Genomic DNA, 23,530 nt, shown 5'->3' on the forward strand with positions numbered 1-23,530 from the left:
AGAAACACCATGCCCACCACACCTACGGTGGAATTCAAGATGCTCGATGTATCCTCCGCGCATCTTTCCCCCCAAACCCGCCAACGCTTGGAGACATTCGATGTCGAGGGCGTTCTGTTCTACCCTAAAGGCCCCTGGGGCTGGTTCGTGAACGTGCCCGCACGTGAAGACGGATTGGTTGTTGGCGAAGAAGTCCCTACTGACCTCAAAGCTTGCATTCAATTTGCCCAGACCCTGGAGAAAGAGTGGATCATGTTCGACTGCGACGGTACCGTTATTCAAGACCTGCCGAAATTCAATGATAAAGAAGTGCCATGCTGCGCCAATCACCACGCATTGCAGCAGCTCGCGCAGGCCTACGCCCGCCACCTCAGCGTCCGACACAACCGGAAGTTCAAGGCAACGGTCACCAGCAATGGAAAGATCAGCGTCAAAGACGACCTGGAAGACGGCATGTTTGCGCTGCTATCAGCAGAATTCGTGCAAACGATTGTGATGCAGCGCCTGCCTGTCATTGAAATGGACAAGCTCCAGGCAGTGGCTGCATGACTTTGGCAGCAATCAATTCCCTGTCAGTCAATGGACTCTTACTGAGTAGCCTGACACGGGCGCTCTTGATCTCCGATGTCGCGGGCTGCGTCCAGCTGGAAGCCGACGACACCGTGCTGATTAAGGTGCTCTGTCCTACCCAGGAAACATGTATCTACCCGCTAGACCTGCAGGCCGCCCTTGAACAGGCGCGCTCTGAAGGCGCCAGTTGGTTGACGATCAGCAATATGGATGGCCATCTCATTCCCGAAAACGAGACCATCCACTGATATCGTATGAGGGCCCGCACCTGAAAAGGTAGCGGGCTTTTTTTTGGCCAAAAAGGGGTCAACGCACGGGTTCTGCGGCGTTGCGCGGGATTAATAAACGCCTGCAGTCCATAGCATTGGTACGCCAGTGCACGCTCAAATCTTTCGCAATGAATTTCATGCTTCATCGAAACGAAGCCAGTTATCGGAAGCTCCTGCGGAAGCAGGGCGTAACACTGCGCACCCCGGGTCATCGATTTACTCCGGCCAATTCCCAGGCACAGCTCTAGCGTGTCGCAAAACTAGAAGGCCACCAACGTGCAAATTGATGCTGGCCCTGAAGGAAAACCGGGCTCGGGATGGCGCAGCAGCACTGAACCGATGGCCGAGGAGTTATCGAATCTGTAATGCAAAAAGGGAACTCATCATGCAAACACTCACATCCATCCGCCACGCCCTCGGCACATCACTTGTTGGTATCCTCCTGGCGACCGGTGGCCACGCATTTGCGGCCGGTGCCGGTGCAGCTTTTATTGACATCTGTGCCAATGGTCAACAGGGGCCACACCCCTACAACTGCGAGTCTGAAACGAATGAATTGGTCAAGCAACGCGTGATCGTGTCCATCACACCGGACTCGCAGCATGGCGGTCGGATTGGTGCGTTCTATGTGGGTCTACGCACCGATGGCCAAATCCGCGGCAACTTCACCTCCAAAGGCTGGTCGGGCTGGAGTGGAGGGCTGTTCGAGCCTGTTGCCCTGTTTGAATCCATGCCGGGAAGCGCCCAACAATATGTGGTTCTTGACGGTGGCCTCTTGTGCCCTCAAATCGGCGGTGGCACCTCCGAGCTGTGGGCTGGCTATGGCATCCTCAATGACAACGGCGAAGTGATGGTCAAGAACTACAAGAACTATCTGAGCAAGGGCATCACATACGAACACCTGGTTCGCACCTATGTTCAACGAGAAATGTCTGAGAGCGAACGCGCGTGGAAAGTTTTGGAAATCACTTGTCCTGTCGGTAACAGCGCCGGCGACAATTGACGTATTGCCTCGTTCACACCTTTCACTTCAGTTCATGGACCTCTATGGGCTGCTTTCGCGCATAGGTATTGCAGGCTTGGCTGGCGTCACAGAAGAGATTTATAGTGGCAATCCCGCCACCGGTGTGCCCTCTACAAAAGCGACGTAAGATTCAAGCATGTGCAGCCGTCAGCAGGCTGAAAGTTTCTGGTGCCAGCGAATTTTTTGAGGACGACTGATGTCTGAAAAGTCTCCAGCCGAGGTCGGCTTTGATTCTGTGGTCATCCGCACCTGGATGGTTGAAGGTTCTGGCGAGGGTGGGGCCAACCCGCGCTGGTTGTCGAGCTATGCGCTCCGTGGGGCCCCTGCAGTCGACATGCGTGGCCCGGGTGTCGAATCGCAAGAGGCTGCAATGCTAGCCGCCCTCGATGCGGTCCGGGCGATCGTGCATGCGGACGAATGGAGACGTGTCTTCGAGTGGACTATCTATGACGCCGTCGGAGAAAAGTCCGATACGTCGTGGGTTTATGGGCGTGGCGCCCAATTGCAGCCGGCCAATGGTCACCGCGATGCGGCGGAGGTGGCCAGGGAAGAGATGGCGAAGCCCTCACACCACGACAGTTGAAAGTGATGAGTGCGATGGGACCCAAAACCGAAACCCATCCCGGCGAGACTCCCGAGATCATCTGGGCGGTGATTTTCGCCAACGTCTACCTTTCTCTCAGCCAAGGCGAGGGTGACATTCATCACCTTATCGATCTGGGCTACGAACTTTGGCCAATGCACGGCAACCGAGCTGCCGCTGACGTGGCGAGAGAAGAGTTCGCCAAAGCCAATTCTTGATTTTTGGGGCCTGCCATCACCCGGATGTGCCCGCGCGGTGGTGTGGGGAGGCAAATGCAAACGTCCCGCCAGCGCTGGCAAGGCAAGGGTATTCGGCGGAAGTGACCTGCCTCTGCAGCCCTACCAGAGGAATATCCCCAGTGGGCCGTTCTTCAGGTGAATGGCTCATTCAGTCGGCCATTATCTGAAAGCCTCACTCTCGAGCATGCGGCGTTTCTCGCAGCGCGTCCCAAAGGAACTGCGTAGGCGAGCTCAACGTCACATCGCGTCGGCGGATGAGGTGGACGGCGCGCTGGATGCGCGGCCCCTCGAGCGCGACGCACGCCAGGTGCTCGCCGAATGCCATGGCGAGAGCCGGCAGCACGGCGACCACGTCGCCTCCTGACGATATGTTTCTGGCCCTGCTGCACACCAGTGACTGGGCGCACTGCCTGCTGTCACCCGCCGACGACCACGCCCCGAGCATGGAGTGGCTCGATGTGGTCAAGCGCTGAAGGCGTTCACAGCCGCGTCCGTCTTGGGCATCAACCCTTTTCCCTGCAGCACGGCATTGATGCTGGCCATGATCTATTCGCATCAGTTGATGCGCTTCAAGCAACTGGTGCCCAGGGCGGCCTGCCCCAAAACAGAGATTGTTTAGGACAGGCCAAACTGGACAGCAGCCATCATTTTGACCAGCTGGAAATTGACCCTCAGAACATCCAGGGGGAGTTCGGGTTTGGTGAGATCCCGCAGGTTCAGCTCGTCCACCATACGGTTCAGGTGGCCATCGCACTCTTTACCTTCGCCCCAAAGAGACACATCAGAGCGATGGTCCAGCTTGAGTAGCTTCAACTTGAGCAGATCGCGACCTGCAGGGCTGTCCAGAAGCCAGTGGCGGTTCGGGCCATCAACAGCCATTGCTGGCTCAGGAACGTAGTTCTGGCGAAAGTCTTCTGCGGTCAGCTCTTTATCAACACGAGTAGTCATATGTACCTCTCAATTTGCGTTTGACACGTACAGAATCTCACAGAAACTGCCTACGTCAACCCCCCAAAATGCAACGGGCAAAAGAAAACCGCCTTAGGCTAATCACCCGAGGCGGCTGTCAGCCAGTCCAGATTATTTGGCAGCTTTTGCGGCTTTGCGCTGCGCTGCCTTGGGGTCCACCACTGCCTTGAACTTTGCGCCAGCCACAAACTTCGGCACCGTAGTGGCCGGGATCTTCACTGCTTCGCCCGTGCGTGGATTTTTCCCGGTGCGTGCCGCGCGTTTAGTTGACTTGAAGGTGCCAAATCCAACCAGCTGCACGCCATCACCTTTCTTCACTGCTTTCTGGATAGTCTCAAGCAGCACCTCCAGCACGCGTCCAGTGGCGGCTTTGGAAAGGTCAGTTTCTGCGGCGATGGTATCGATCAGTTCGGCACGGTTCATAGTGAGAAATTTCTTAAAGTAAAAGGAGTCGCAATTCTATAGGCGCGCGAATTTCGACATATCGCGCAGGGTACAGCTACCGTGCATAGGCCTGTCTCAGCCATGCCCGCGGCTTTCTACACCTAAAAAAAAATGGCCGGAATTATCCGGCCACTCCTGCATCTGATCTCAAACTCGCTCTAGTCAGAGTACGCGATTGGAGCACCTTCAAAGTAGCCAGCATCCAATCCAGTCATCTCTGCGAAGTCACCACCAAATGGAATATCGGCTGGGGTACCCGTCGCCGAAACCTGAGCCGGTACCGGTGCTGCCGGCGCGGGCGCCCGATTCAATGACGATGCGCCCCCATCAGAAACAATTCCAACCATTGGCAGCTTACCGTTGAGCATCATTTCCATTTGCAACCCAAGTCGCAGCAGGTGAACAATTTCGCGCGCCTGACGCTTCGAACCAGTCAACCGCGTCACCAACTCCGGGGTGTCACTATCGAGAGTCACGCGAACGCGTACTCCAGCGGGGCTTGCATCGCTCATGGCTCAACTCCCAATTAGATAGTCCTGGACTTCGACATGATTTCGCCCGCCACGTGGAAACCCTTCACGTTGGAAAAAACGGGGTCGTCATCCATGAACATGATGTTGGTCAACTTGGGGTTGCGCGACTTGAAGAAGTCGAAGTACACCTTGGCACCACCACCAGTGAACAAGATCAGGTCGAGATTGTCCAGCGAACCGAGGCGAGCAACCATCTTGTCAGTGGATTCCTTCAAGACGGCCTCGATGGCGCTGGTGTAAGGAGCCAACTCATAGGTATTGCCGGCGGTCATGAAAGACGGGGCCTTGTCACGGATTGCCTTGTCAATTCGCTCGATGATCTCGAAGTTATCACGCCAGGTGGGGTCAATCCGGTCAGCCACCGCGTAGGCGCAGGCCAGCATGCTTTTCGGATATGCACCTGAACGCTGCCAGTTCGGGAGGCGACCGCGGGCAACGTACCAGTCGAGCGTACCGCCTCCCGGATCCACCACCAACACCCACCCTTCTTTGAAAATCTCCCTATGCGTTGTACCGTAGCTCACCAATGCGCCCTGGGGTTGAACAATGACTGAGGCCTTTTCAACCGTGATCCGGCGCATGGAGCCAGGATTGGACGGATCAGGCAACAGGTGCTCACCAGTTGCGCGAGCGGCCAATCGGTCACGGTTCTCACCAAAGGTGTTCAATGGCAGACCCATAACGAGGTGTCGAATCACCAACTCGCTGGTAGCCTTGGCATCCTGGGCAATGTAGTGGAACGCACCGCGCATTAGTGCGTGGTACTTGTCGGTCATGCTGTAGTCGGCCAGCACTTCGCGGGGTTCGCGACCGCTGCTGTACAGAATGGCATCACGTCCAACAAAGTAGTTCACGTCATCCACGTCGACCACGGAGCCATCAGGCTTGCCGTGCAACGCTGTCTGCATACTCATGCTGGCAGGCAGTCGGGGTGCCAGGCTGGGGAAGAGGGCGGTAGCAATAGTGCTGGCGTTACCCACCAACTTACGGCCCAGAGTCAGTTTGGTAGAGAAATAACCAATGTCCACCGCGCGAACGTCCACCACCACAGGGGTTTCAGGTTTCATAGAAGCAATAGTGCTGGCGTTACCCTCCAGGTTACGGGCCAGAGTCAGTTTTGTAGAGAAATAGCCAACGTCCACCGCGCGAACGTCCACCATAGGGGTTTCAGGTTTCATAGAAGCTCTCCAGTTAAATGCAACACAAGGTGTGTTGATAAAAATTCTAGGTGAACAAGTAGCTTCTGTGTGGAGGTCTGGACAGAAAAGTCCATAGACAGGACATTTCTGTCCAATCAAGTAGCGCCGTCGGGAGGTTGGACAGAAATGTCCAGCTTGTGGACTTTTCTGTCCACTGAATCACGCCTGTTTTGAATCACGCAGTGAGCTATTCAGTGATTCCAAATAAGAGGGCACAAGCAGGTACTCGAATGTGCATGTGCGAGGTCCAGCATCGCAATGCCCAGCCCCACTAGCCACCTTCCAAAGCCTTGCCCTTGGCTGTATATCCACAGCTCATCTTGGAACCGAATCAAGAGGATTATTAAAGCCTGAGTGATGGGGAAACCCGCGCCACCACTGACTCTCCATTGAACCCTAAAACCCTGTAACTGCGCCTGAGAGAAAAGTTGAACCCATGGACAACACAAACACCACCACGATTTATCCACAGTCCGCTTGCAACGCAAAACACATTGCATTAAACTCGCGGCTGTGTCGGCCCCGTGCCGCTCGCAGTTCAACTGACTGCATTCAACAAGCCCAGATACGCATACGTGATTTGGCCCTTCAAACGAAGGAACTCCAGGTAGTTGAACTACCGCCGCCGTTTCGGCATGCCGCGAGGCAAAAACGCTCACAAGAGCAGTCCCTTTTTGAGTTTTGGTTGGCGTTTCGCTAATCAAAGTCACACTGAGGCATTCAGGTTATGAGTCTTGATACTCATAGAGCCGCGAAACAAGTCACCGACTCTGTTGTCGTCGGAAGTGGTGCGCCTCGTTTTGAGGTCGGCCCGTTAGCAAACTCTTTATGTGCTGGTACCCCCAGCCTGCCTGTCTTAGTTCCTCTGGTGAGGGCGAAGCGGGAGCCGCGCAAGCGGCACGCGAATAGACACCTACGTTCCATGCTTCTGCTCTTCCCCCCTCAAAGGCACTGCCTTGTAAGAAGCGGGTATGAGACAACCGATCCGCCTGTCCGCTTGAGGATGGGAGCCCACAGGGGCCTACAAAGGGATTTGGTCGTAAAACAGAAGTATTGGGGTCTCCACGTCAGAAGGAGATCAAGTAGGTGATAGACACCGGCGACGAGCCGAGTGAAGCGTGGTCCTCTTAAAGGACTCTGGAGAGATCCAGCAACCCCTTGCGCCCTCCCATCACGGGGCGCAGGAGACTCAGCAATGAGTTGCCCCCCTTCGCACGGGTCAGGCAGGAGAGTTTGCTAACGAGCCGCGACCAAACCTGACACATGCCCACCTGGGGCCGCAAAAAAACAGAAAACCAATCACCAGCGTGCCATGGGACGAAACACCGTGGAGGGACAGGTGCGCCCTTGTGAGGCCAGTGACGCCAGCACCAGAGGAATTTTGGAAGCGAGATTGAAAAGCGCGATGCCTTTGCCAGCGACCAAGACAGACAACAGCACGCTATTCCCACGCGTGGACACAGACACGGCCGCGGCCAGCTATGGAACAGCACACACCTACCTGATGGGCTTCGTGCCTTCCAACGCAAACCAATAAGTACATCTAAACCGGAACAGTAGATATGACCCAACAGCTCCAACTGCCTCTCGACGGCGGCAAAGAACCCAGCGCCCGGGAAGTCAACCGCCAGATCTCCGCAGAACTAAAGAGCGCCAAGCGCAGCGCCCAGGCCAAACGGGCAGGCACCGGTGCGGGTTTGAGCGTCCTGCAGCGCGCCCAGCAACGCCACAAAAAGAACCCCAAGGCGCAACTGGCCATGTTCCTCGGGGAATTCACCATTCGTGCCGGTACCGGCCGTGCCCGCCCCATATCCGAGCGCACCCGCACCCACTACGGCGACGAACTCATGCGCATGCTCGATGAACTGCGCGAGATCCGGGCCGGAGTTCAGAACATCGGCGAAATCGGAAAAAGCCACGCCGTCAAACTCATCAAACACTGGGGCAGTAAGGGCCAGGCCGCATCCACCATCCAGAACAAGATCAGCATCCTGCGCCGCTTCCTCACCTTCATCGGGAAAGACAGTGCCATCCCCAAGGGACAGGACCTGAAAACCTGGCTCAACCAGCAGGGCGTCACCGCACCCGTTACCCGCCAGAACATCCCCACCGAAAGCAAGGCATGGGATGAAAACCAGGTAGACCTGCACAAGGTACTGACCGAGCTGCGCAAGGAAAGCGCCATCACCGCCATGCAGTTGGAGGTACAGGCGGCATTCGGCCTGCGCATGAAGGAATCCCTGCAGCTCAATCCCCAGGCGGCGGACTGCGGAACCTTCCTGCGCGTCGTACACGGCACCAAAGGCGGCTTGCCACGCGACGTTGACTTTGAAGACGACCCCGTCATGCGCGAGTGGCAGAGAGATGTACTCGAGCGGGCAAAACTCTACGCCCAGCGAAATCGCAAGGGAACTCTGTCCATCCAGGGCAAGCGCCTCGACCAGAGCAAGGCCCACTTCTACTATCAGTGCGGCAAGGTAGGTATCACCCGCAACCAACTCGGCGTCACCGCCCACGGCCTGCGCCACCAGTACGCCGCCCGCCGGTATGCCCGACTGGCAGGGATGGGGGCGCCAGTGACCAGGAACGCCCCTCTGCACGTCACCGACGAGGTGCGCAGCGCCGATCTGGCCGCCCGGGAACAGATCAGCCGCGAACTCGGCCACTTCCGCCCCGACATTACCCAGGCTTACACCGGCTCCCTGCCCATGATGGAAAAGGGCCGCAAACAGCGTATCCGTGACTGGGTCGAACGCACAGAAGAGAACCCTGAATTCCAGACCGCCATGAAAGACGCCGGCGTTGTCTCCGTCTGGATGGGGGGACGCTTTGCCATGGGTCTGGAGGCCGAAGCCAGCGAAAAATTCCGGCTCATCGTCCGGACCGCCAGCTGCCAGCCCCTGGATGGGGATGCCCGCTTCATGCTCAAACAGCGCCTCATGGGCATGTACGACCGCGCCATCGACCTCAGCGAGCACTTTGAAGCCGGTTCGCCCGACGACACCTTTGAACTCATGGTCCGTTGATTCAGATCGACACCAGCCCCTCATCCCACATCAACCATTGAAAGGAAAACATCATGCCCAGAGTAACCGTTGCCATTGCAACAAATAGCATGCGATCCGGCTGGATTTGCTCACGGCCACAAACCGGAAATGCCTCGGTCGTTCAAGGCTGATCGCCCAATTGCTCAACCAGCCCCACGTCGTCGATCACTCGCCAATCCCGTAGACCCCACCAACCCTTCAAAAAGGAAATCACTATGAGCCTATCCGTAAATTATGTTGATCTTCAACGGCACCTTGCGCAGCGCGATGATGGCGGCGGCTATGTGGTTCAGCGCAACGAAGCTGCGTTTGAGCTTCTCGTATCGCACCAGCAGCTTGCGGAAGCGATTGAACCAGCTGTGGCAGACCTCGACCACCCAACGCCGAGCCTTCTTTGTGGGATCGCGCCGCTTGGCATCGGCCTCCTTGCCACGATCAACGACGTGAGGAATGTAGCCGTGGGACTCGATGATCTCCAACGCGCGCCGGCCTCGGTAACCGGCATCGGCGCACAGATGCTTGCTGCGCCGCGCGCCTGGTGTCTTGCGCTTGACCATGATGGTCTGCAGCACGGCATCGAGTTGCGTCACGTCATGCTCATTGGCTCCGGTCACGACGAGCGACAACGGGACGCCACGGCCGTCCACCAGCAGGTGGCGCTTGCTCCCCTTTTTTCCCCCGATCGGTCGGGTTGCGTCCGACCGCCTCTTGCGCTAATGGAGCCTTGAACATGGCCCCGTCGATACTCTGCCAACGCCAAGCGATGCCTTCCATCTGGTCGTACTCGGCAAGCCCGGCTTTCCAGATGGCCTCGAACACGCCAGCGGCCTCCCACTCCAGGAACCGCTTGTGCACCGCACTGGCACTGCCGAAGCGCTCCTTGGGCAGCGCCTTCCATTGGCAGCCCGTGCGCAACACGTACACGACCGCCTCGAACACTTGTCGTGCTGGCTTGGGTGGCCGCCCAGCTCCCGCCTTGCGCAGGTACTCCTTGTCCGCGCTGCGCTCGCGCACCGGAATCAACGGCTCGACGCGCCGCCAAAATTCATCGGTCACCACCCACGATTCGACTCGCTTGCGTGTCGCCATGCATTCGCCCCGACGCCGTGTGAACTACGGCTCAGGACCAGAGTGTACTATTTACGGATAACTTCTATGTCATCCAACACCCTGCCAGAACAAACCAGCAACCAACCTCCCGCCGGGGATGTCCGCATGGCCTTCACTGTATGCACGCATGAACTGCGCGCAGCGCGCCTCTTCATGGACTACGACGAAAAAGCTACACCTGGCCTGGTGCTCAGCGCCTGTGCCTTGAACGCCCGCATGGTCGCCCATGACAAAACCAGCATGTACTTCCAGCGGCTGTGCCCCGTCCAGATCCGCGGCTGGGATGGCCAGGACACCGTGGTGGTTGTGCCCCTGGAACTCATAGACAGGGCGCTCGCCTACGAAGACCAGTTGGGCGAGGGTGGGGACCGCTATGGCACTGTCCAGATCCTCGTCACGCCCGGCATGCCCAATCCGTTGGGGCAGGTCGACCACGCGCAGCGTCGCCAGGTGGAAATTGTTTCAGTCCACCGCACCTTTGCCGATCGGGAAACCATCTGCCGCGTACATCACTTTGAGCGCTTCCTCCCGCGTAAGGAAGAAGCAATCACACAGGCTGAGTATTCCTTTCTGCACCACAGCCGCATCCAGCAGGCCTACGAACTCTTCGCGCTCATTCCCGACCCGCCTGCCATCAAATCCCACGGCGCAAAGCCCGGAATCGTCGCGATCAACGAGAACACCCTGCTGCTGGTCATGCCCATGAGCAAGGAACTGCCTGAAGACACCCCCGATTGGGCCTACATGCAGGCCACGCCCCGATTTGAGCTCGACCCAAAGGCACCGGTGCGGTACGGCAAGCCATGGGGGCAGCCATTCGCAGACAGTACCCCCGAGGACCTGGCGGGTGAAGAAACACTCGCCCTGCGCGCGCAACAAGTGCGCGCGGAACAAGCCTCGAACGATGCCACGGCGTCCAACACCATCTTCCAATAACACAGCCCCACCAGACAAGGAAACACCGTGCCAACTTTTACCCACGCCCCCGCCGCCCAGATCGAGAAACACATCCTGGAGAACCCCGGCGCCTCCAACTGGCTGCGCTCCACCTTCGAACTCGCCATCCAGCGCGACCCGGTGGATGCCCTGCAGGATGCCGAGGTGCTGGTGACCGCGCTGCGCACGCGGTCCCTGGATGCCTACTCCGTTGGGGCACCCTTCAACGCCCAACTCACCGCCGCCTTGCTCCAGCAGCACGCCGATGCCCTGGGCCAGCTGGGCCAGCTGGGCAAGAATCCCGTTCAGGACGTGCGCCCGAGCGACAACGCCAGGCTCAAGGGAGACATCACCGTGGTGGTGATGCAGCTCGACCAGGTTGCTCGTGAACTTTGCACATCCGCCGAACCTTCGCAACCTACGGATGGGGAAACCTCTCCCCAGTCCGTGACAGGGCAGTTGTATTGATCGCCCACTGGACGGAAGCCACTAACACAGGAAATGGATAACACCATGCAAGTCCAACCTCCCTCAGCACTCGATCTGCGCTGCCCTATGGCGTTGGCAGTCTGTAGCTCGGATCACTCGGTAATGGAAATTTGGGAACGCACAATTCGATGAACGTACTCCTGATTGATGCAGAAAACCTCAACGGTGAATCTTTCGTCTTTGAGGCGTATCGCCACGTAGAACGTGCCTATGGACCAGTGCAGATGTGTGCAGCCTTTGGCGCAAAGCTCCACCTTCAATACCTCGACAAGGCAGATCGCCTGCTCGGAATTTCGCGCATTGAGACGGAGTTTGCAATAAAAAACAGAGCTGATCAGGCGCTGATACGTCATGCGAAAGCGCTCACCAATCAACCCCAAAAACCGAAGCTGATTGCAATTGCGTCTGGTGACAAGGACTTCTTGGACACGGCTTTATGGCTACGCCACAGGGGGGTAGCAACAGCATGTCTTGCCCGTGCGAACATCATGACCAAGCTCGCGGTGAGTTGCTACGACAGTTGCTATCCCATGGACCAAAGGCGCATGGCCATGCCATCGCCGCAGCATCGAACGATTGCAATCCTGGACTGTCTGCATGAATTGCATGCTGGCGAAACAATTGAACTCAATGAGGCGGTTCGTCGCTTGCGAAAGTGGCGGATAGCCGCTAAAGGCACCGCCGGAATCAATGCACTGACGGAAGTAATGGATGAGTTTGACGTATTTGAAGATCAAGGCAGGCAATGGCTCAGACTAAAAGCCACAACCACCTCACAGCGGCCTGGTGGACGCAAGGACCAGGGAAACCATTTCCGTCGGTGCATTGACAGGTAGCCAATCCGGTCTACCTTGAATCCATCCATGTAAGGCATGTCAGCAGCATGAACACCACCGCCAGCCCCGTACCCATTGGGGCCCGAGCGCGCCAGGACGTGCGATGCCCTCGCCGCCGTAGTGCGGGCCTACCGCAACGAATTTCGCCAAACCCTTCCATTGACAAACCCGCAACCCGTGTGAAGCTGGTTTCAACCCTTTAGCCATTTCATAGATTCCAACAGGAGAACCCCATATGACCCGTACCGCATCCTTGTTCAAAGCAGCCATGGTGTCCGCGCTGATGCTGGCCTGCAGCCACAGCTTCGCTTTTGACATCTCCTCCATGTTGATGAAGACCGCTGGGCACGCCATCTTCAGCGAAGGCAAGAAATTCAGCGAGGGAGTCTCCAGCAAGCCTTCCCACACCGTTGCGGCCGCCGGCACAGTCGAAGTGGCGTTTTCCCCCAACGAAGGCGCCGAAGCCCTGATTGTGAAAGTCATCGACAGCGCACAGCGCGAGATTCGCGTTCTGAGCTACAGCTTCACCAGTGCGCCAGTGACCCAGGCCCTGCTCAACGCCAAAAAGCGGGGAGTGGACATCAAACTGGTGGCCGACCACAAGAACAACGTGGCCGAAGATCGCAGCGGCAAGGCCCGTGCCGCCCTGTCTGCGCTGGTGAATGCCGGTGTGGACGTGCGCACCATCAACGTCTACGCCATCCATCACGACAAGGTGATTCTGGTGGACGGCATCACCACCGAGCTGGGCAGCTACAACTACAGCGCCGCCGCGGCCAGCAGAAACAGCGAAAACGTGCTGGTGAACTGGAACAACCCGGCCCTGGCAAAGGTGTACCTCGACCACTTCCAGCGCAATTACCGCCAGTCCACCCCGTATGAACTCCGGTACTGAAATGGAAACCTTGACCATGCAAGAAACCATCGACGCTATCGAAAAAGCAAAGTGGGAAGTCGTCGCAGCGATCCACCGGGCCGGCCGTGCGTTCGACACGCACAGCGAATACCCCGTCCTTTTGGGGCGCCTGCAGGATTGCCTGAAAACGTTGGAGGAAACGAAGAACCAAGCCGTACGCATCAAGTCGGCTGCCGATTCAGACCCCGGCGAACCTTACTTCGCGGGCCGCGACTCCGAGTTCGATGCCGCCAGCTGACGTGAAGTCCTGCCGGAAGCTGACTACCTATGCTGCTCACCGACAGCACCCACGCTAGCCTCACTGCCCAATTCGGGGGGACGCCGAACCATGGGCGACAACATCAGCCGTGCAGATTCAGTGCTCACTGACGTTGCCCATACGCCATTGACAGATGCGGGTTCCATGCGACTCTGAGTTACAACCCATATCTCAACACCCTACATGAGCAATTCCAGCCCCACAGCACACGCACGTAACCCGGATCGGCTTTCAGTGGCCGACTACCGTGTTCTGGTAGCCAAGGGCACCATCACCTTGCCCAGCTCCAGTGCATCCGAAAAGACCTCCAAAGGCGCGAAGCGCGCCAGCCCCGAGGAGGATTTGCATCGTTCCTGCTTCGAGTGGGCCGATCTGCAGACCATGCGCCATCCGATTCTCCAGTACCTGGTGCACGTCCCCAACGGCGGTGCCCGCTCCAAAGGGGAAGCCGGAAAACTCAAGGCCATGGGCACCAAACCCGGCATCCCCGATTTCGTTCTCCCGCGCGCCCGCGGCTCCTGGCGGGGCCTTGCCATTGAGCTCAAGTCCGATACAGGGCGGCTTAAGGAAGAACAGAAATTCTGGCTTCGGGGGCTGGAGGCCGAGGGCTATCTGACAAGCGTTTGCCGATCGCTGGAGGCCTTTGAAGCGCTGGTACTGGCCTTCCTGAACGGCAAACCAGAACCGGCCTGCGTGGAACGGGGCTGGAATGCGTAGCCCACGAACTTCGAACTTTGGGAGATTCCCATGAACACATCAACCGACACCACACCGGCCCCTACGAGCGAAGTTGAGGGATTGCGTGCCGAAGTGCGCCGCCTCGAACAGCTGCTGCAGGGTAAATTCAACAAGGAAACCCTGCTGACCAGCATGGAGGGAAACCGGCTGGCACTGCAGGGTGGCGCTGCGTCCCTGCTGGCTGAAATGTTCGCCGCGCAGTTTGACGGATGCACCGCTGAGAACTACCTGGAAGTGACCTTCACATCCAGCCAGATCCTGCCGGGTGAGCGCTTTGTCGTGACTGTCCAGAAATGCTCCGGGCAAACACCTCACGAGCTGCGACAGGCTGCGGAGGATCGCTGCACGGAGCTGGCCCGCCAGGTCAACCTGGGCAAGTGCATCGTGCGCGAGGACATGCAGACCGGGATGGAGCGCACACAGGAGTTGATCACGATCCGCGATCAGACTTCCAAACGCGAAATCATCGTGCCCCTGCTGATGGAACTGGATAACGAGGTCTTCACCACTGAACAGATCAATGACATTGGCCGCCACATCCGTGACAACTGCGGCCCAGCGACTTCGAGCAAGGTGAAGGCCCTGATGGGTGTGCCCGCCTTCCAATACCGCGTTCGGCCGTGGCTGCTGGAGTGCTTCGGGGCAGCGATTGCCGGAGACAAGACTGAACGGTCGAATCGGTTTCTGGAGGAGGCCATCGAGCTTTACCAGTCCGCAAACCGCACACGCAGCGACGCCCACCAGCTGGTCGACTATGTGTTCGACCGGCCGATCGGCGAAAAGCCTCAGGAAGTTGGCGGTGTCATGCTCACGCTGGCCGCGTTTTGCCTGGCCCACAAGTTGGACATGCACCAGTGCGGAGAAGTCGAGCTGGCCCGGGTCTGGACCAAAGTGGAGCAGATCCGCGTCAAACAGGCCGCAAAGCCCAAGGATTCGCCTCTCCCCGTGCACGTGGCCGCTGGAGGATGGCTATGAGCGCGAAGTTGGCCTACTCCGTGGTGCTGCCACTTGGGCCCCCATCAAGCGCATACGCCGGCTACTGCAGGCCTCCGCTCCCTGAAACCAGCCCATTCCTGAATTGAAAAACCCAATCTCAAAACCAGCAATGAACAACAGCCCGACGCCAGCAGCCGCAGACATTCCCGTCACCGACAACCTTGAAGATCTGCTGCGCGAGGTCCAGCGCCGCTACACCCGGGATGACGATCTACCGGACGACCTGCTGCAACGGATTGAGCAGCTGCTCTGCGCGCTGCAAGCCTCCGATTCCGCCGCCACGCCTCAGCCCGTGATGGAAATCACCATACGCCAGGCGTTGGAACTGGTGGGCTTCTTCGGTGGCCACCGACCCTTGCATGAACATTCAACCGTCCAGGGCTGGATTGATGGCGTGGTGCACGGAATTCCGCCGGTGATAACCGCGCCGCCCGATGGACAGGGCAAACCGGAGTAATCATGGTCAGGGCCACGGTGATCACAGAACTGGGCGAAGAGATCCAGTGCGCGAAGTGGGCTAAATGTGCCCATCGCCTCGAAAAGGTAAAACGAGCGGATTCTCACTCTGAGGCCGGGTGTCAGCCGCGGACTGAAAGCGCGTAAAACTGGCGGTTGAGGGCGGTTTTGATTTAACCGACGTGAAAATTGAAGGTCGGCAATGGTGGTAAACGTAGACCCGCAAAGCAGCGGAGGATGCCGGTCGTCAGTGTCGGCTTACCAGCACCTCAATTGACTTCCAGTCAACGGTCATTCATGACCGGCTCTTGCCGACCCTGAAGGAACTTGCAAGGCATCGAATTCGTCGCCCTAAAGCCGCCGGTCGGACATCCCCCGGTAGTCCGTAGGAGGCCAGCCCCGTCGAGAAGTGCATTACAGCCACGGCTGGAAGTGCCTGCGCCGCAGTCGCGTCCAGGTAGATATGCGCAAACCGGCCAGCCCTTTGACACGTTGTTGCTGCTCTGTCATTATCTGACCAAGGGGGTCACCACATGCCAAAGATTCGCTTCAGCAAGACCGACGCTGCAGTCCTGCAACGAATACGCAGGATCGAAAAGCTCGGCGACGAAGGAGCTCGTTTCATCCTTGGCGCATCAGTGGTTGATCTCCTATTAGCGATGGGTAACCCAGTCGAATTTACAGTCACCTTTGCCAATTCCGATTTTGACTCCATGGCTAAAGGTGCGATGAACATCCAGAAGATTGCCGCGTGTGCCTCTGCGGAGATAATTCTTTTGCATCTTGAAGTTGGTCCCAATTCTCCGACTGACGATGCCAAAGACTACTTCGAGCGCTTGCTTGATCAAGTCAATAAACGCTGCGAAAGCTCGTGAATCGCGACGCAGTGACGATCGACTTATCACAGGCTAGGTTCGAGGCGTAGCGACCATTTTTCCGCATCTTCTCGCCTGCTCGTTTCATCCGGACGTTCGTGCGATGCGTATTCTGGGACGAGGCTGGCCTTTAGCAAAATACTACGGCTTAGGGATTCGCCCGTGTTGTAAACATGGCACCATCGGCCCCACACAACGAACAAGCATGGAGAGTCCATGAGCGAAATCCACTTCGTGTCTGTAACGGTAAGCGCGGCATTGGTAATGTCCGTAGTGCTGACCTCTCCTGCTCATGCACAACGCGCAATCAACGATCTAAGGCCTATCGAGCGGGCGTATCCATTCCAAGGCGCCTACCTTGGCCAAGGGTACGATTACGTGACTGGCCGATTCCTTCCAACGATCTGCGTGACTGGTGGCGATGAAGCGCTCCCGACGCAATCAGCGTCGGCGAACTACAAGCTTCTCGAGGACAAGGAGACCCTCTTCGAGTCGATGAAGCTTAGTGCCGAGGGTAGCTACGACGCCGGCGCAGCTTCAGCAAGCATCAAGGCGGAATACGCGAAAAGTGTGACCATTGACCATGTGCGCAGAAACGTCCTCGCGAACATTGAGTCGATGAACGGCGGCAAGCAATTGATTCCAGCCGCCAGCAAGGCCAGCCTTCTAATCAACACGTTACTTGCGAACGAAATTGCGAACGACACGAAAGCGGGATCAACTACGGCCAAGTTCCGCGCGAAATGTGGTGACGGATTCGTTGCCGCAATCCGCCATGGCGTCAGGTACCACCTTGTATTTTCATACAAGCTCGATGCAGAGGAAATTCAGGAGAGCCTGAAAGTGGAGGCGTCGGGCAAGTACGGCGCCGCCAAGGCGAAGGCGTCGATGGAAAGGATCAAAACGAAGAAGGGATCGGCAGCGCAGACGGAGGTGTCGTACTTATCTGATGGCGGAGGCAAGAAAGAACTTCCGATAGACGCAGCTGGCGCAATCGAGTGGATTAAGACCTCCGTCAATGTTGGCAAGGACGACGTATCGCCATTGGAAGTGGTCGTCATGCCTTACTCGACGATCCCTGACTTCAGCGAGAAGCTGCGCTCCAGGGCTCTGCCGTCTGCGGATATGCAGTACCTCGGGTCCCATTATTGGAGAATCGTCGACCTTTTGGGTCTCTATACAGCCGCCGTCAACGCACCTGCTAGCTACTACAGACCATTCATGACGCCTCAGCAAGTCAGTGACTCCGCGGATGCATTGCGGTCGGCGGCGTTCTGCATTCCTGAGATACTCAACTACTGCGCCGCTACCGGGAAGTGTCAGTCTGACGACATCGAAAGGTGGGCGAAGTCAGAGAAGCCTGAATACTGCAGGGCCGCCATCCCAGGCGGGTCCGAGAGTGAAGAGCAAGCGCAGAGGAAAACGGAAGTCGCAAGGCTGATTTTCGGAACGCAGTACCTCCGTCGCGTTGCAAACATCGCAGCCGCAAACAGTGTCTCCCCCCCGTTCTCAGTTCAAGGACTTAAGGCGTTGCAACCAGTGACAGCCGCTCCACTGATTGCCGCAGCCGCTGCAAATGAGGCCGCCGACAAGAAGTCGCCTTTCGTATCGGCGCTGATTGTTGCAGACAAGGCTGATGAGCCGTGGGACTCCTCTCCCTACGATGTATATCTGCAATTTCTTGTGCGAGCGCCTCTCAAGCGTGATTGGACCGACAACAAACAAGGTCTCAAGCCGTCAGATGAAGTTCAGTTGATCATCGACTATTGCAAGGGACAAGATCTTGCATGCGGTTCGCTGACCTACCCCGCCTTTTCCCAGAATTCGCCCAATGCCGATACTGTCAAGCTGATCAATGAGGCAGTTGCCATGTATCTTGCCCGCGTTAAGTTGGCCAGTATTTCCAATGCAATGTGTGACATAGAACTCAGCCATCCGCTCTGCCTAACGCCTAATCAGCTTATTGGGTATGTGCAAGACGGCAACAACTTCAGGAACGTCAGGAACGGAAACGCTGGTGCTTTTGTGGCACTTGTGACGCCTCAAGCGCCTGCTAAGCCTCCAAGGAAGGAGCCGCCACCGCCGCGATGCGGTGCAAAGCCAAGTGGAGCGGCGTGTCCGCCGACGTAATCGCACCCGCCGATAAGCCGGTCTGGCACAGCAAGCTCGTCACCGACGACTGTAGCGGTTACAAGGCCTTCCTTGAGCTTGAAGTGACCGAGGTCGGCTGCATAGCACCCGCTCGGCTCAATTTCAGAACCAGGGGATACAACGACAGCCAAGTCATGAGCAGTACCTGAAGTTCTGCGTTGAGCTGCAGGACGTCGAGCGGGAGAGACGTTTCGCCAGACACGGTGGGACCGCTAAACGCTTGCGTTCATGCCGCGGTGGGCGGAGCGGTGCCGCGCGCGATTGTTACCAACTGGACGACCAGATAGCAGCCGGTCACTAGCGACTCTTAATGGCCGGGTGCGGGTGCAGCAATCCTCGAAATCGGCGCCACATTGCCGACACCCAACCTGTCGATATCAACGTCGGGTATGGAGCGAGCAGCTTGAATAAGCCTATGTCAGCAGTCAGTCTGAAGCAGCCTTCTGCTTTTCAGCGTTTGCTGCCGATCGTCGGTGTCGGCTTACCGGCAACCCAATTGATTTCCAGTCAAACGGTCGTTCATAACCGGCTCTTGACGAGACAAAGCGGAAGTCGGTGCCCCATAAATCAACACCATAAAGCGGACGTTCGCATAATCGCCCTAATGGGGAATTGGCAATCACTGCACTGCCCTCCAGAATGACCGCTATTGCAGTCATTGAAGATAGTTACCCGCTTAAGCAGGCAGTTAGTTCTTTGTGTTCCATTACCCAAAATATTCAAAGAATCTAAGAGCTATTCCGAAGTGTCTTGCAAAACTTCAATGCGTTGATTTGCCAATCGAACATTGACGCCTTCGGCTACGGCGTCAACCAGATTCTGCAACTCATCAGATATCTCGTCATATAGCGTTGCGTCAAGTAATCCATATGGCGTAGTAAGTTCAATGACAGTGCCATCGAACGGCAACCCCTGTGGACGTTCTTCGACGGCCAGGATCAATTGCTGACCGGCAGGTGTCCGCTTGACAATGAAATTCAACATCTGCGAAAGATGTTCCGCGTCCTGACCTTGCTGATTGGGCGAATCAACAACTACAGGAAAAATCTTTGCATCGCCCTTTTCCTTCGCCGTGTGCAGTACAGCGAACTGATACGCCAATAATGATCTAGGCAAGGCGCTTCCACTGGCAGTGATGCCTGCATCAGGCTTCTTCTTAACGTCGTCACGTAAGTCTTGAACGCCCAGCTCGCTGGCGAAGAGTTCAAAGCGTTCGGCATAGAAGGCATTGATTTCTTTTGTTCGTTCAGGCACGTCAAATTTGGCGGCCTTGTCCTTCAGGTCTGCAGATAATTCCTCGTGCTTTGCAAGTTGCTTTTTGAGGGAGTCCATATCCTTTGTAAATGCACCACGAACGACTTCCGAGCTTTGACTGTCCACCACATCCTGCAGGCGCAATGCGCCTTTTTTCACCTGCAAAGTCTTTTCTATCTCCAACGACTTAAGCTTCACCCTATTTAGCTTCCCCTGAATCCCGGCGAGGGATTCATCAACCTTCTGCCTTTCCGACTCCAGCTCGGCGGCAATTTTCCTGAGAGTCACCGCGTCATCTACAAGCTCTAGACGGATGGGGAATCCATTTTCATGGGTAGTACCGCAGGTAGGGCACAGCAATGTTGGATCAACTTTGCTTTCGGTGAGGTACTTCAAGTCACCTTCAAGGTCACGCAAGGCATCCTTAGCCATCGCTATTTGCGTACTCAAGGATTCCTTGACGGAGGCCAACTCAAAAGCCTTGCTTCGCAGTGACTCTTGCTCTTGTTTCAGTTGGGTTGAATTGCGCAATAGGTCGGCAATCTCCTGCTTGAATGCACCAGTATCCATGCGCACGGTTACTCGTGGCAATGCTTTTTTTACCCGAACAAGTGCGGCTTGCACAACGCCTAGTTCATGGGACACCTTACCAATTTCAGCCTTAGCCTTTGTTTCTTCAAACTTGGCAAGGTAGTAGCCGTTTGGTCGTTGCCCGGTCACGTAAGAAGTAAGCGGCTTCTGCCACGTAGAAAACTGAGTGAGCTTGTCAAAGGAGTTCCACTGCTTCTGCCAGCTACCATCCTGATCGAAATAGAACGGCAAAAAAAGAAATGGAGGCGTGGCCTGTGCCAACGTTTCCTGGTGCGTTGGCAGCATCAACCGAAAGTCGAACAGATGCGCAAGTATCTCCGACCATTCGCTGGATTTTGTTGTGACCTTCATGGTGCCCGTTGATTCATTCCTCAAGGCAAATACATTGGCGCGCCGATACGCTAGGTAATCGACCCCATCCAGATCGAAGCGAAGAACGGATATCGCCAGGTTGTCCCAGCGATCAGTCTTACCCTTGGTCTCGCACCCCAGCGTCTTGAATATGTGCTTGACCAGCGTCGATTTCCCCGTGTGATTCTTGCCCACCAGCAAGGTCATCTTCGGGTTGAATTCGACGCTGCGCGCTGCTCTCGATGCTTCTGATACTAGCCAGAGCTTTTTGAATCGCAAACTTTTCATGCTTGCCCTTCCTTAAATTTCTTACCAAGCGGAGTGCGTTCGTTAGCTTGCTCATTGATTGACCCTGTACAGGATCGCTGCAAGCAAGTAGTGCTTATCGAGCATGGTGAAAGTTGAGGCTTGCGCAGATGTTGCTATTTCGCCCTCGATCCAATTTGCGACATCCCAAGACCGTACAAGGTTGCTCGGTATCACTGGAACGAGTCGATCAATAGACTGCTCAAGCGCTGCCACAACCGCTCCACCCCTACCAGCTTTGTCAATCAGGTAGCGGCGGGCTTCATCTTTCACTTTGTTGCGGTCAACGAACGGAACGTTTTCTTGAACTAGCGCAGCGATGGCGGATTCAATGATTTCGCTATCCGGCTTTCGCGCCAGCGTGGTTGCCAACATTTCATTGAACTGACTCTTTGCGATACCCCTGATCTTGCAGAGTTCTTCAAAAGTGACTGCGTCCTGCGTTGAGGTAGCCCGAATCTTCAGTTCGCCGTAGAGGGCCTTACAAAATACATCAGCCCGAGCGCTGTGCGTTGGGAACTTCTGTCCCAAATATGACGATACTTTCCCAATGGCGTGATTTTCCAAATCATCCATAGCCAGAGGGCTTTTGATGAACGTCAGTGACCCAAATTCAATTTCCTGCTCAGTGCAACTGAGTTCGCCAGCAATCGACTTCTGCAGTGACTCTTTCAAGTCCTTTTCTATTTCGCTGGCACTGAACTGTTCATGATCGGTGGATGCCTTCCCGTCATGCAGAGTCAAGTCAACCGGCGCATTGCTCACGAAAGCAATTGACGCGCTCGAATCGGGCGATATGCGTTTAGATTCATAAAGCTTCGCAAGAATGGACATCCCGTCTTTGGGGGGCTTTGACAAGGTTGTCTTCGTCCACTTGACGCCGGTAGCACCTTCCTTCTTCTTGATCTGGAAAAGGTCGAGTTCCGTAGGTGTGCTGGCAGCATTGAGCACCGCAACATCTTCGATGAACTCAATGAGCAGGAGGTAGTCATCTTGTTCGAGGTCAAGCTTGAGTAAATGGCAAAGTGCCCAGTAGCGCTGAAACTCATGGCCTTTGCCGCCATGCCGCCCACCGCGCTCCTTTGTGAGCGAATCATTTAGATTTTCATGAAATGGCATCCACTCCCCTTTTTCTTCTGACGACTACTCAATCCAGCTTTCACACGGCACACAGGATGATTCATTGATGATGGTACGTTATCGTATTGGTGACCGCAAATTTGTCCCCCAAAATGAGTGGTTCTGTGAATGCTCGCTTCCACCACAAGCGGGACACTGAGCACGCCGCCTAAACGCAGACATTAGCCAATTACTGCTTCTGGCCGGGTGCAGGTGCAGCGAACATCTATATCGACGCCACATTGCTGACGGTCACGCTGCTGATGTGTCAATGTCGGGTATGGAGCGAGCATTTCGGGTAGCCCTAAGTCGGCAGTCAGTCTGTACCTGGCATTCAAGCGAAATCTTGCACAACACCCCGCCCACTGACTCTTGAAGACTGACTCCAGACATTCGGGGCGGCCGACAGCAGTCGTTCAACGTCGGAGATGACCGGCGTCCTATAGGCGGGCGAAGCCCGCCTATAGGACGTCCGCGTCGATCGACCTGTTATGCCTCAGCGCGGAGTTCTGCGACATGGCCATTGTCACTCACGAGAAAAATTCGCTTAAAGCAATGCTGAAGCCGGAGCGCCCTGAATGCAAGCTGGTATGAGTCCGCATCCGCCAACCAGTAGTCATTGAAGAGTGCCAGCCAAATCGAACCAGGAAGGTCTTTGCAGATATCGTGCTTCGTATGGATCCTGTCCTCCAAGAGCAGTCGCGCATTGAATCCAACGTCGGGAGAAGAATGGTCATTCCCAACAAGACCAACGATTCTCTTCTCCGAGAGCCGCCGTCGAATGACCCGGATGCGTACATACGCACCTTCGATGCGCCGTTCAGCTTCGAATCCGAGTTCGGGCGCGGCAACGATCTCTTGGATCCAGGAAAAGAGCCTTGTCCTGAATCGGCCGCCGCTATCAGCGGGCATCTCCAAGTGAACGAACACGTCTACATCATCGGGCAAGAGCGGGCCGAGTCTGCTATTCAGGTCGTCAACCACCCTCAGCCCGAAGCTGTCGTCTGTGGCCCGGTTGCCCAAAGATCCGTCGGGGCGGACGGTGAACTGAGCTAGTCGAGTGACCTCTACCCCGACGCGCTGCCCATCAATCACGAGCACCAAGTCGGGCGGATCCTCTCCGTCTTCGAGTCGTACGCGATTCGCGCCGCCTAGGTGACACACGAGAGAGCGCCCGACGAAAGCCTCATCCTCACGCATCCTGCGCTGCTCCCCCTGAAGCGTGACGTTGGAGGTCACCGAGCGACCTGTTATGCCTCATGGAAGAAGG

Annotated in this window: 25 protein-coding genes; 17 read left to right on the top strand and 8 right to left on the bottom strand. The window is 56.4% G+C overall.

Annotated elements, in window-relative coordinates:
• Positions 1-9: 9 nt before the first annotated feature.
• The 6 genes from BPRO_RS24805 (at position 10) to BPRO_RS29855 (ending at position 3,158) form a co-directional block, all read left to right on the top strand.
• Positions 10-549, top strand: coding sequence for a hypothetical protein (locus BPRO_RS24805; RefSeq protein WP_011485808.1), 540 nt, complete (start codon positions 10-12; stop codon positions 547-549).
• Entirely contained in the window at positions 546-818 is a 273-nt protein-coding gene (locus BPRO_RS24810; protein WP_011485809.1) for a hypothetical protein, read from the top strand. Before BPRO_RS24805 ends, BPRO_RS24810 begins: the two co-directional genes overlap by 4 nt.
• 406 nt (positions 819-1,224) lie before the next feature.
• The gene (locus tag BPRO_RS24815; protein ID WP_011485810.1) at positions 1,225-1,842 is read left to right on the top strand and encodes a hypothetical protein; all 618 of its coding nucleotides are present in this window, start codon (positions 1,225-1,227) and stop codon (positions 1,840-1,842) included.
• A 217-nt stretch (positions 1,843-2,059) separates the two neighbouring features.
• On the top strand, positions 2,060-2,446 hold the full coding sequence (locus tag BPRO_RS24820; protein ID WP_011485811.1) for a hypothetical protein: 387 nt from the start codon (positions 2,060-2,062) through the stop codon (positions 2,444-2,446).
• A 14-nt stretch (positions 2,447-2,460) separates the two neighbouring features.
• The gene (locus tag BPRO_RS29850) at positions 2,461-2,664 is read left to right on the top strand and encodes a hypothetical protein (protein WP_157045998.1); all 204 of its coding nucleotides are present in this window, start codon (positions 2,461-2,463) and stop codon (positions 2,662-2,664) included.
• A 344-nt stretch (positions 2,665-3,008) separates the two neighbouring features.
• Positions 3,009-3,158 (top strand): hypothetical protein, encoded by a 150-nt coding sequence (locus tag BPRO_RS29855; protein ID WP_157045999.1) that lies wholly within the window; start codon positions 3,009-3,011, stop codon positions 3,156-3,158.
• A gap of 142 nt (positions 3,159-3,300) precedes the next feature.
• Here BPRO_RS29855 and BPRO_RS24835 read toward each other — a convergent pair whose 3' ends face one another.
• The 4 genes from BPRO_RS24835 to BPRO_RS24845 all read right to left on the bottom strand — a co-directional run bounded on the left by BPRO_RS24835 (position 3,301) and on the right by BPRO_RS24845 (position 5,809).
• Positions 3,301-3,633, bottom strand: a complete 333-nt coding sequence (locus BPRO_RS24835) for a hypothetical protein (RefSeq protein WP_011485814.1) — start codon at positions 3,631-3,633, stop codon at positions 3,301-3,303.
• Positions 3,634-3,765: 132 nt separating this feature from the next.
• Positions 3,766-4,077 carry an HU family DNA-binding protein gene (locus BPRO_RS24840; RefSeq protein WP_011485815.1) on the bottom strand — a complete coding sequence of 104 codons (312 nt, stop codon included), beginning with the start codon at positions 4,075-4,077 and terminating at the stop codon, positions 3,766-3,768.
• Positions 4,078-4,256: 179 nt separating this feature from the next.
• Positions 4,257-4,610 carry a hypothetical protein gene (locus BPRO_RS28855; protein WP_011485816.1) on the bottom strand — a complete coding sequence of 118 codons (354 nt, stop codon included), beginning with the start codon at positions 4,608-4,610 and terminating at the stop codon, positions 4,257-4,259.
• 14 nt (positions 4,611-4,624) lie between these two features.
• On the bottom strand, positions 4,625-5,809 hold the full coding sequence (locus BPRO_RS24845; protein ID WP_011485817.1) for a hypothetical protein: 1,185 nt from the start codon (positions 5,807-5,809) through the stop codon (positions 4,625-4,627).
• Between the two features lie 1,583 nt (positions 5,810-7,392).
• On the opposite strand from BPRO_RS24845, the gene BPRO_RS24850 reads away from it, so the two are divergent.
• Positions 7,393-8,856, top strand: a complete 1,464-nt coding sequence (locus tag BPRO_RS24850) for an integrase domain-containing protein (RefSeq protein ID WP_011485819.1) — start codon at positions 7,393-7,395, stop codon at positions 8,854-8,856.
• Between the two features lie 242 nt (positions 8,857-9,098).
• Here the strand turns inward: BPRO_RS24850 and BPRO_RS28865 are convergent.
• A protein-coding gene (locus tag BPRO_RS28865; protein WP_086003133.1) for an IS5 family transposase occupies positions 9,099-9,966 on the bottom strand; the annotation gives its coding sequence in 2 pieces (ribosomal slippage) (positions 9,099-9,546 and positions 9,545-9,966; 870 coding nt in all).
• Between the two features lie 126 nt (positions 9,967-10,092).
• On the opposite strand from BPRO_RS28865, the gene BPRO_RS24865 reads away from it, so the two are divergent.
• The 10 genes from BPRO_RS24865 (at position 10,093) to BPRO_RS24910 (ending at position 18,618) form a co-directional block, all read left to right on the top strand.
• On the top strand, positions 10,093-10,923 hold the full coding sequence (locus BPRO_RS24865; RefSeq protein ID WP_011485820.1) for a hypothetical protein: 831 nt from the start codon (positions 10,093-10,095) through the stop codon (positions 10,921-10,923).
• Positions 10,924-10,950: 27 nt separating this feature from the next.
• Positions 10,951-11,391, top strand: a complete 441-nt coding sequence (locus BPRO_RS24870) for a hypothetical protein (RefSeq protein ID WP_011485821.1) — start codon at positions 10,951-10,953, stop codon at positions 11,389-11,391.
• Between the two features lie 149 nt (positions 11,392-11,540).
• Complete coding sequence (locus tag BPRO_RS24875) at positions 11,541-12,248, top strand: NYN domain-containing protein (protein ID WP_011485822.1); 708 nt, start codon at positions 11,541-11,543, stop codon at positions 12,246-12,248.
• Positions 12,249-12,483: 235 nt separating this feature from the next.
• Entirely contained in the window at positions 12,484-13,143 is a 660-nt protein-coding gene (locus BPRO_RS24880; protein ID WP_011485823.1) for a phospholipase D family protein, read from the top strand.
• A gap of 16 nt (positions 13,144-13,159) precedes the next feature.
• Positions 13,160-13,402 carry a hypothetical protein gene (locus BPRO_RS24885; protein ID WP_157046000.1) on the top strand — a complete coding sequence of 81 codons (243 nt, stop codon included), beginning with the start codon at positions 13,160-13,162 and terminating at the stop codon, positions 13,400-13,402.
• Between the two features lie 204 nt (positions 13,403-13,606).
• Positions 13,607-14,140: a VRR-NUC domain-containing protein gene (locus BPRO_RS28175; RefSeq protein WP_011485825.1), complete on the top strand. Its 534-nt coding sequence runs from the start codon at positions 13,607-13,609 to the stop codon at positions 14,138-14,140.
• Positions 14,141-14,170: 30 nt separating this feature from the next.
• Complete coding sequence (locus BPRO_RS30620) at positions 14,171-15,136, top strand: hypothetical protein (RefSeq protein WP_011485826.1); 966 nt, start codon at positions 14,171-14,173, stop codon at positions 15,134-15,136.
• A 130-nt stretch (positions 15,137-15,266) separates the two neighbouring features.
• Positions 15,267-15,614, top strand: coding sequence for a hypothetical protein (locus BPRO_RS24900; protein WP_011485827.1), 348 nt, complete (start codon positions 15,267-15,269; stop codon positions 15,612-15,614).
• Positions 15,615-16,146: 532 nt separating this feature from the next.
• Positions 16,147-16,488, top strand: a complete 342-nt coding sequence (locus BPRO_RS24905; RefSeq protein WP_011485828.1) for a hypothetical protein — start codon at positions 16,147-16,149, stop codon at positions 16,486-16,488.
• Positions 16,489-16,704: 216 nt separating this feature from the next.
• Complete coding sequence (locus tag BPRO_RS24910; RefSeq protein ID WP_011485829.1) at positions 16,705-18,618, top strand: hypothetical protein; 1,914 nt, start codon at positions 16,705-16,707, stop codon at positions 18,616-18,618.
• Positions 18,619-19,374: 756 nt separating this feature from the next.
• On the opposite strand, the gene BPRO_RS24920 is transcribed toward BPRO_RS24910, so the two are convergent.
• From BPRO_RS24920 to BPRO_RS24930, 3 genes are all read right to left on the bottom strand, one after another.
• Positions 19,375-21,123 (bottom strand): hypothetical protein, encoded by a 1,749-nt coding sequence (locus tag BPRO_RS24920; RefSeq protein WP_011485831.1) that lies wholly within the window; start codon positions 21,121-21,123, stop codon positions 19,375-19,377.
• Between the two features lie 51 nt (positions 21,124-21,174).
• Complete coding sequence (locus tag BPRO_RS24925) at positions 21,175-22,260, bottom strand: DUF4297 domain-containing protein (protein WP_011485832.1); 1,086 nt, start codon at positions 22,258-22,260, stop codon at positions 21,175-21,177.
• A 489-nt stretch (positions 22,261-22,749) separates the two neighbouring features.
• On the bottom strand, positions 22,750-23,499 hold the full coding sequence (locus BPRO_RS24930) for a hypothetical protein (RefSeq protein WP_011485833.1): 750 nt from the start codon (positions 23,497-23,499) through the stop codon (positions 22,750-22,752).
• Between the last annotated feature and the right edge of the window lie 31 nt (positions 23,500-23,530).

Source organism: Polaromonas sp. JS666 (genome assembly GCF_000013865.1).
In the GTDB taxonomy this organism is placed as follows: Bacteria; Pseudomonadota; Gammaproteobacteria; order Burkholderiales; family Burkholderiaceae_C; genus Polaromonas.

Excerpts from the sequence above, each read along its gene's own strand:
- BPRO_RS24805 (WP_011485808.1), top strand. The coding sequence starts at position 10 with ATGCCCACCACACCTACGGTGGAATTCAAGATGCTCGATGTATCCTCC.
- BPRO_RS24810 (WP_011485809.1), top strand. The coding sequence starts at position 546 with ATGACTTTGGCAGCAATCAATTCCCTGTCAGTCAATGGACTCTTACTG.
- BPRO_RS24815 (WP_011485810.1), top strand. The coding sequence starts at position 1,225 with ATGCAAACACTCACATCCATCCGCCACGCCCTCGGCACATCACTTGTT.
- BPRO_RS24820 (WP_011485811.1), top strand. The coding sequence starts at position 2,060 with ATGTCTGAAAAGTCTCCAGCCGAGGTCGGCTTTGATTCTGTGGTCATC.
- BPRO_RS29850 (WP_157045998.1), top strand. The coding sequence starts at position 2,461 with ATGGGACCCAAAACCGAAACCCATCCCGGCGAGACTCCCGAGATCATC.
- BPRO_RS29855 (WP_157045999.1), top strand. The coding sequence starts at position 3,009 with ATGGCGAGAGCCGGCAGCACGGCGACCACGTCGCCTCCTGACGATATG.
- BPRO_RS24835 (WP_011485814.1), bottom strand. The coding sequence starts at position 3,633 with ATGACTACTCGTGTTGATAAAGAGCTGACCGCAGAAGACTTTCGCCAG.
- BPRO_RS24840 (WP_011485815.1), bottom strand. The coding sequence starts at position 4,077 with ATGAACCGTGCCGAACTGATCGATACCATCGCCGCAGAAACTGACCTT.
- BPRO_RS28855 (WP_011485816.1), bottom strand. The coding sequence starts at position 4,610 with ATGAGCGATGCAAGCCCCGCTGGAGTACGCGTTCGCGTGACTCTCGAT.
- BPRO_RS24845 (WP_011485817.1), bottom strand. The coding sequence starts at position 5,809 with ATGAAACCTGAAACCCCTATGGTGGACGTTCGCGCGGTGGACGTTGGC.
- BPRO_RS24850 (WP_011485819.1), top strand. The coding sequence starts at position 7,393 with ATGACCCAACAGCTCCAACTGCCTCTCGACGGCGGCAAAGAACCCAGC.
- BPRO_RS24865 (WP_011485820.1), top strand. The coding sequence starts at position 10,093 with ATGGCCTTCACTGTATGCACGCATGAACTGCGCGCAGCGCGCCTCTTC.
- BPRO_RS24875 (WP_011485822.1), top strand. The coding sequence starts at position 11,541 with ATGAACGTACTCCTGATTGATGCAGAAAACCTCAACGGTGAATCTTTC.
- BPRO_RS24880 (WP_011485823.1), top strand. The coding sequence starts at position 12,484 with ATGACCCGTACCGCATCCTTGTTCAAAGCAGCCATGGTGTCCGCGCTG.
- BPRO_RS24885 (WP_157046000.1), top strand. The coding sequence starts at position 13,160 with ATGCAAGAAACCATCGACGCTATCGAAAAAGCAAAGTGGGAAGTCGTC.
- BPRO_RS28175 (WP_011485825.1), top strand. The coding sequence starts at position 13,607 with ATGAGCAATTCCAGCCCCACAGCACACGCACGTAACCCGGATCGGCTT.
- BPRO_RS30620 (WP_011485826.1), top strand. The coding sequence starts at position 14,171 with ATGAACACATCAACCGACACCACACCGGCCCCTACGAGCGAAGTTGAG.
- BPRO_RS24900 (WP_011485827.1), top strand. The coding sequence starts at position 15,267 with ATGAACAACAGCCCGACGCCAGCAGCCGCAGACATTCCCGTCACCGAC.
- BPRO_RS24905 (WP_011485828.1), top strand. The coding sequence starts at position 16,147 with ATGCCAAAGATTCGCTTCAGCAAGACCGACGCTGCAGTCCTGCAACGA.
- BPRO_RS24910 (WP_011485829.1), top strand. The coding sequence starts at position 16,705 with ATGAGCGAAATCCACTTCGTGTCTGTAACGGTAAGCGCGGCATTGGTA.
- BPRO_RS24920 (WP_011485831.1), bottom strand. The coding sequence starts at position 21,123 with ATGAAAAGTTTGCGATTCAAAAAGCTCTGGCTAGTATCAGAAGCATCG.
- BPRO_RS24925 (WP_011485832.1), bottom strand. The coding sequence starts at position 22,260 with ATGCCATTTCATGAAAATCTAAATGATTCGCTCACAAAGGAGCGCGGT.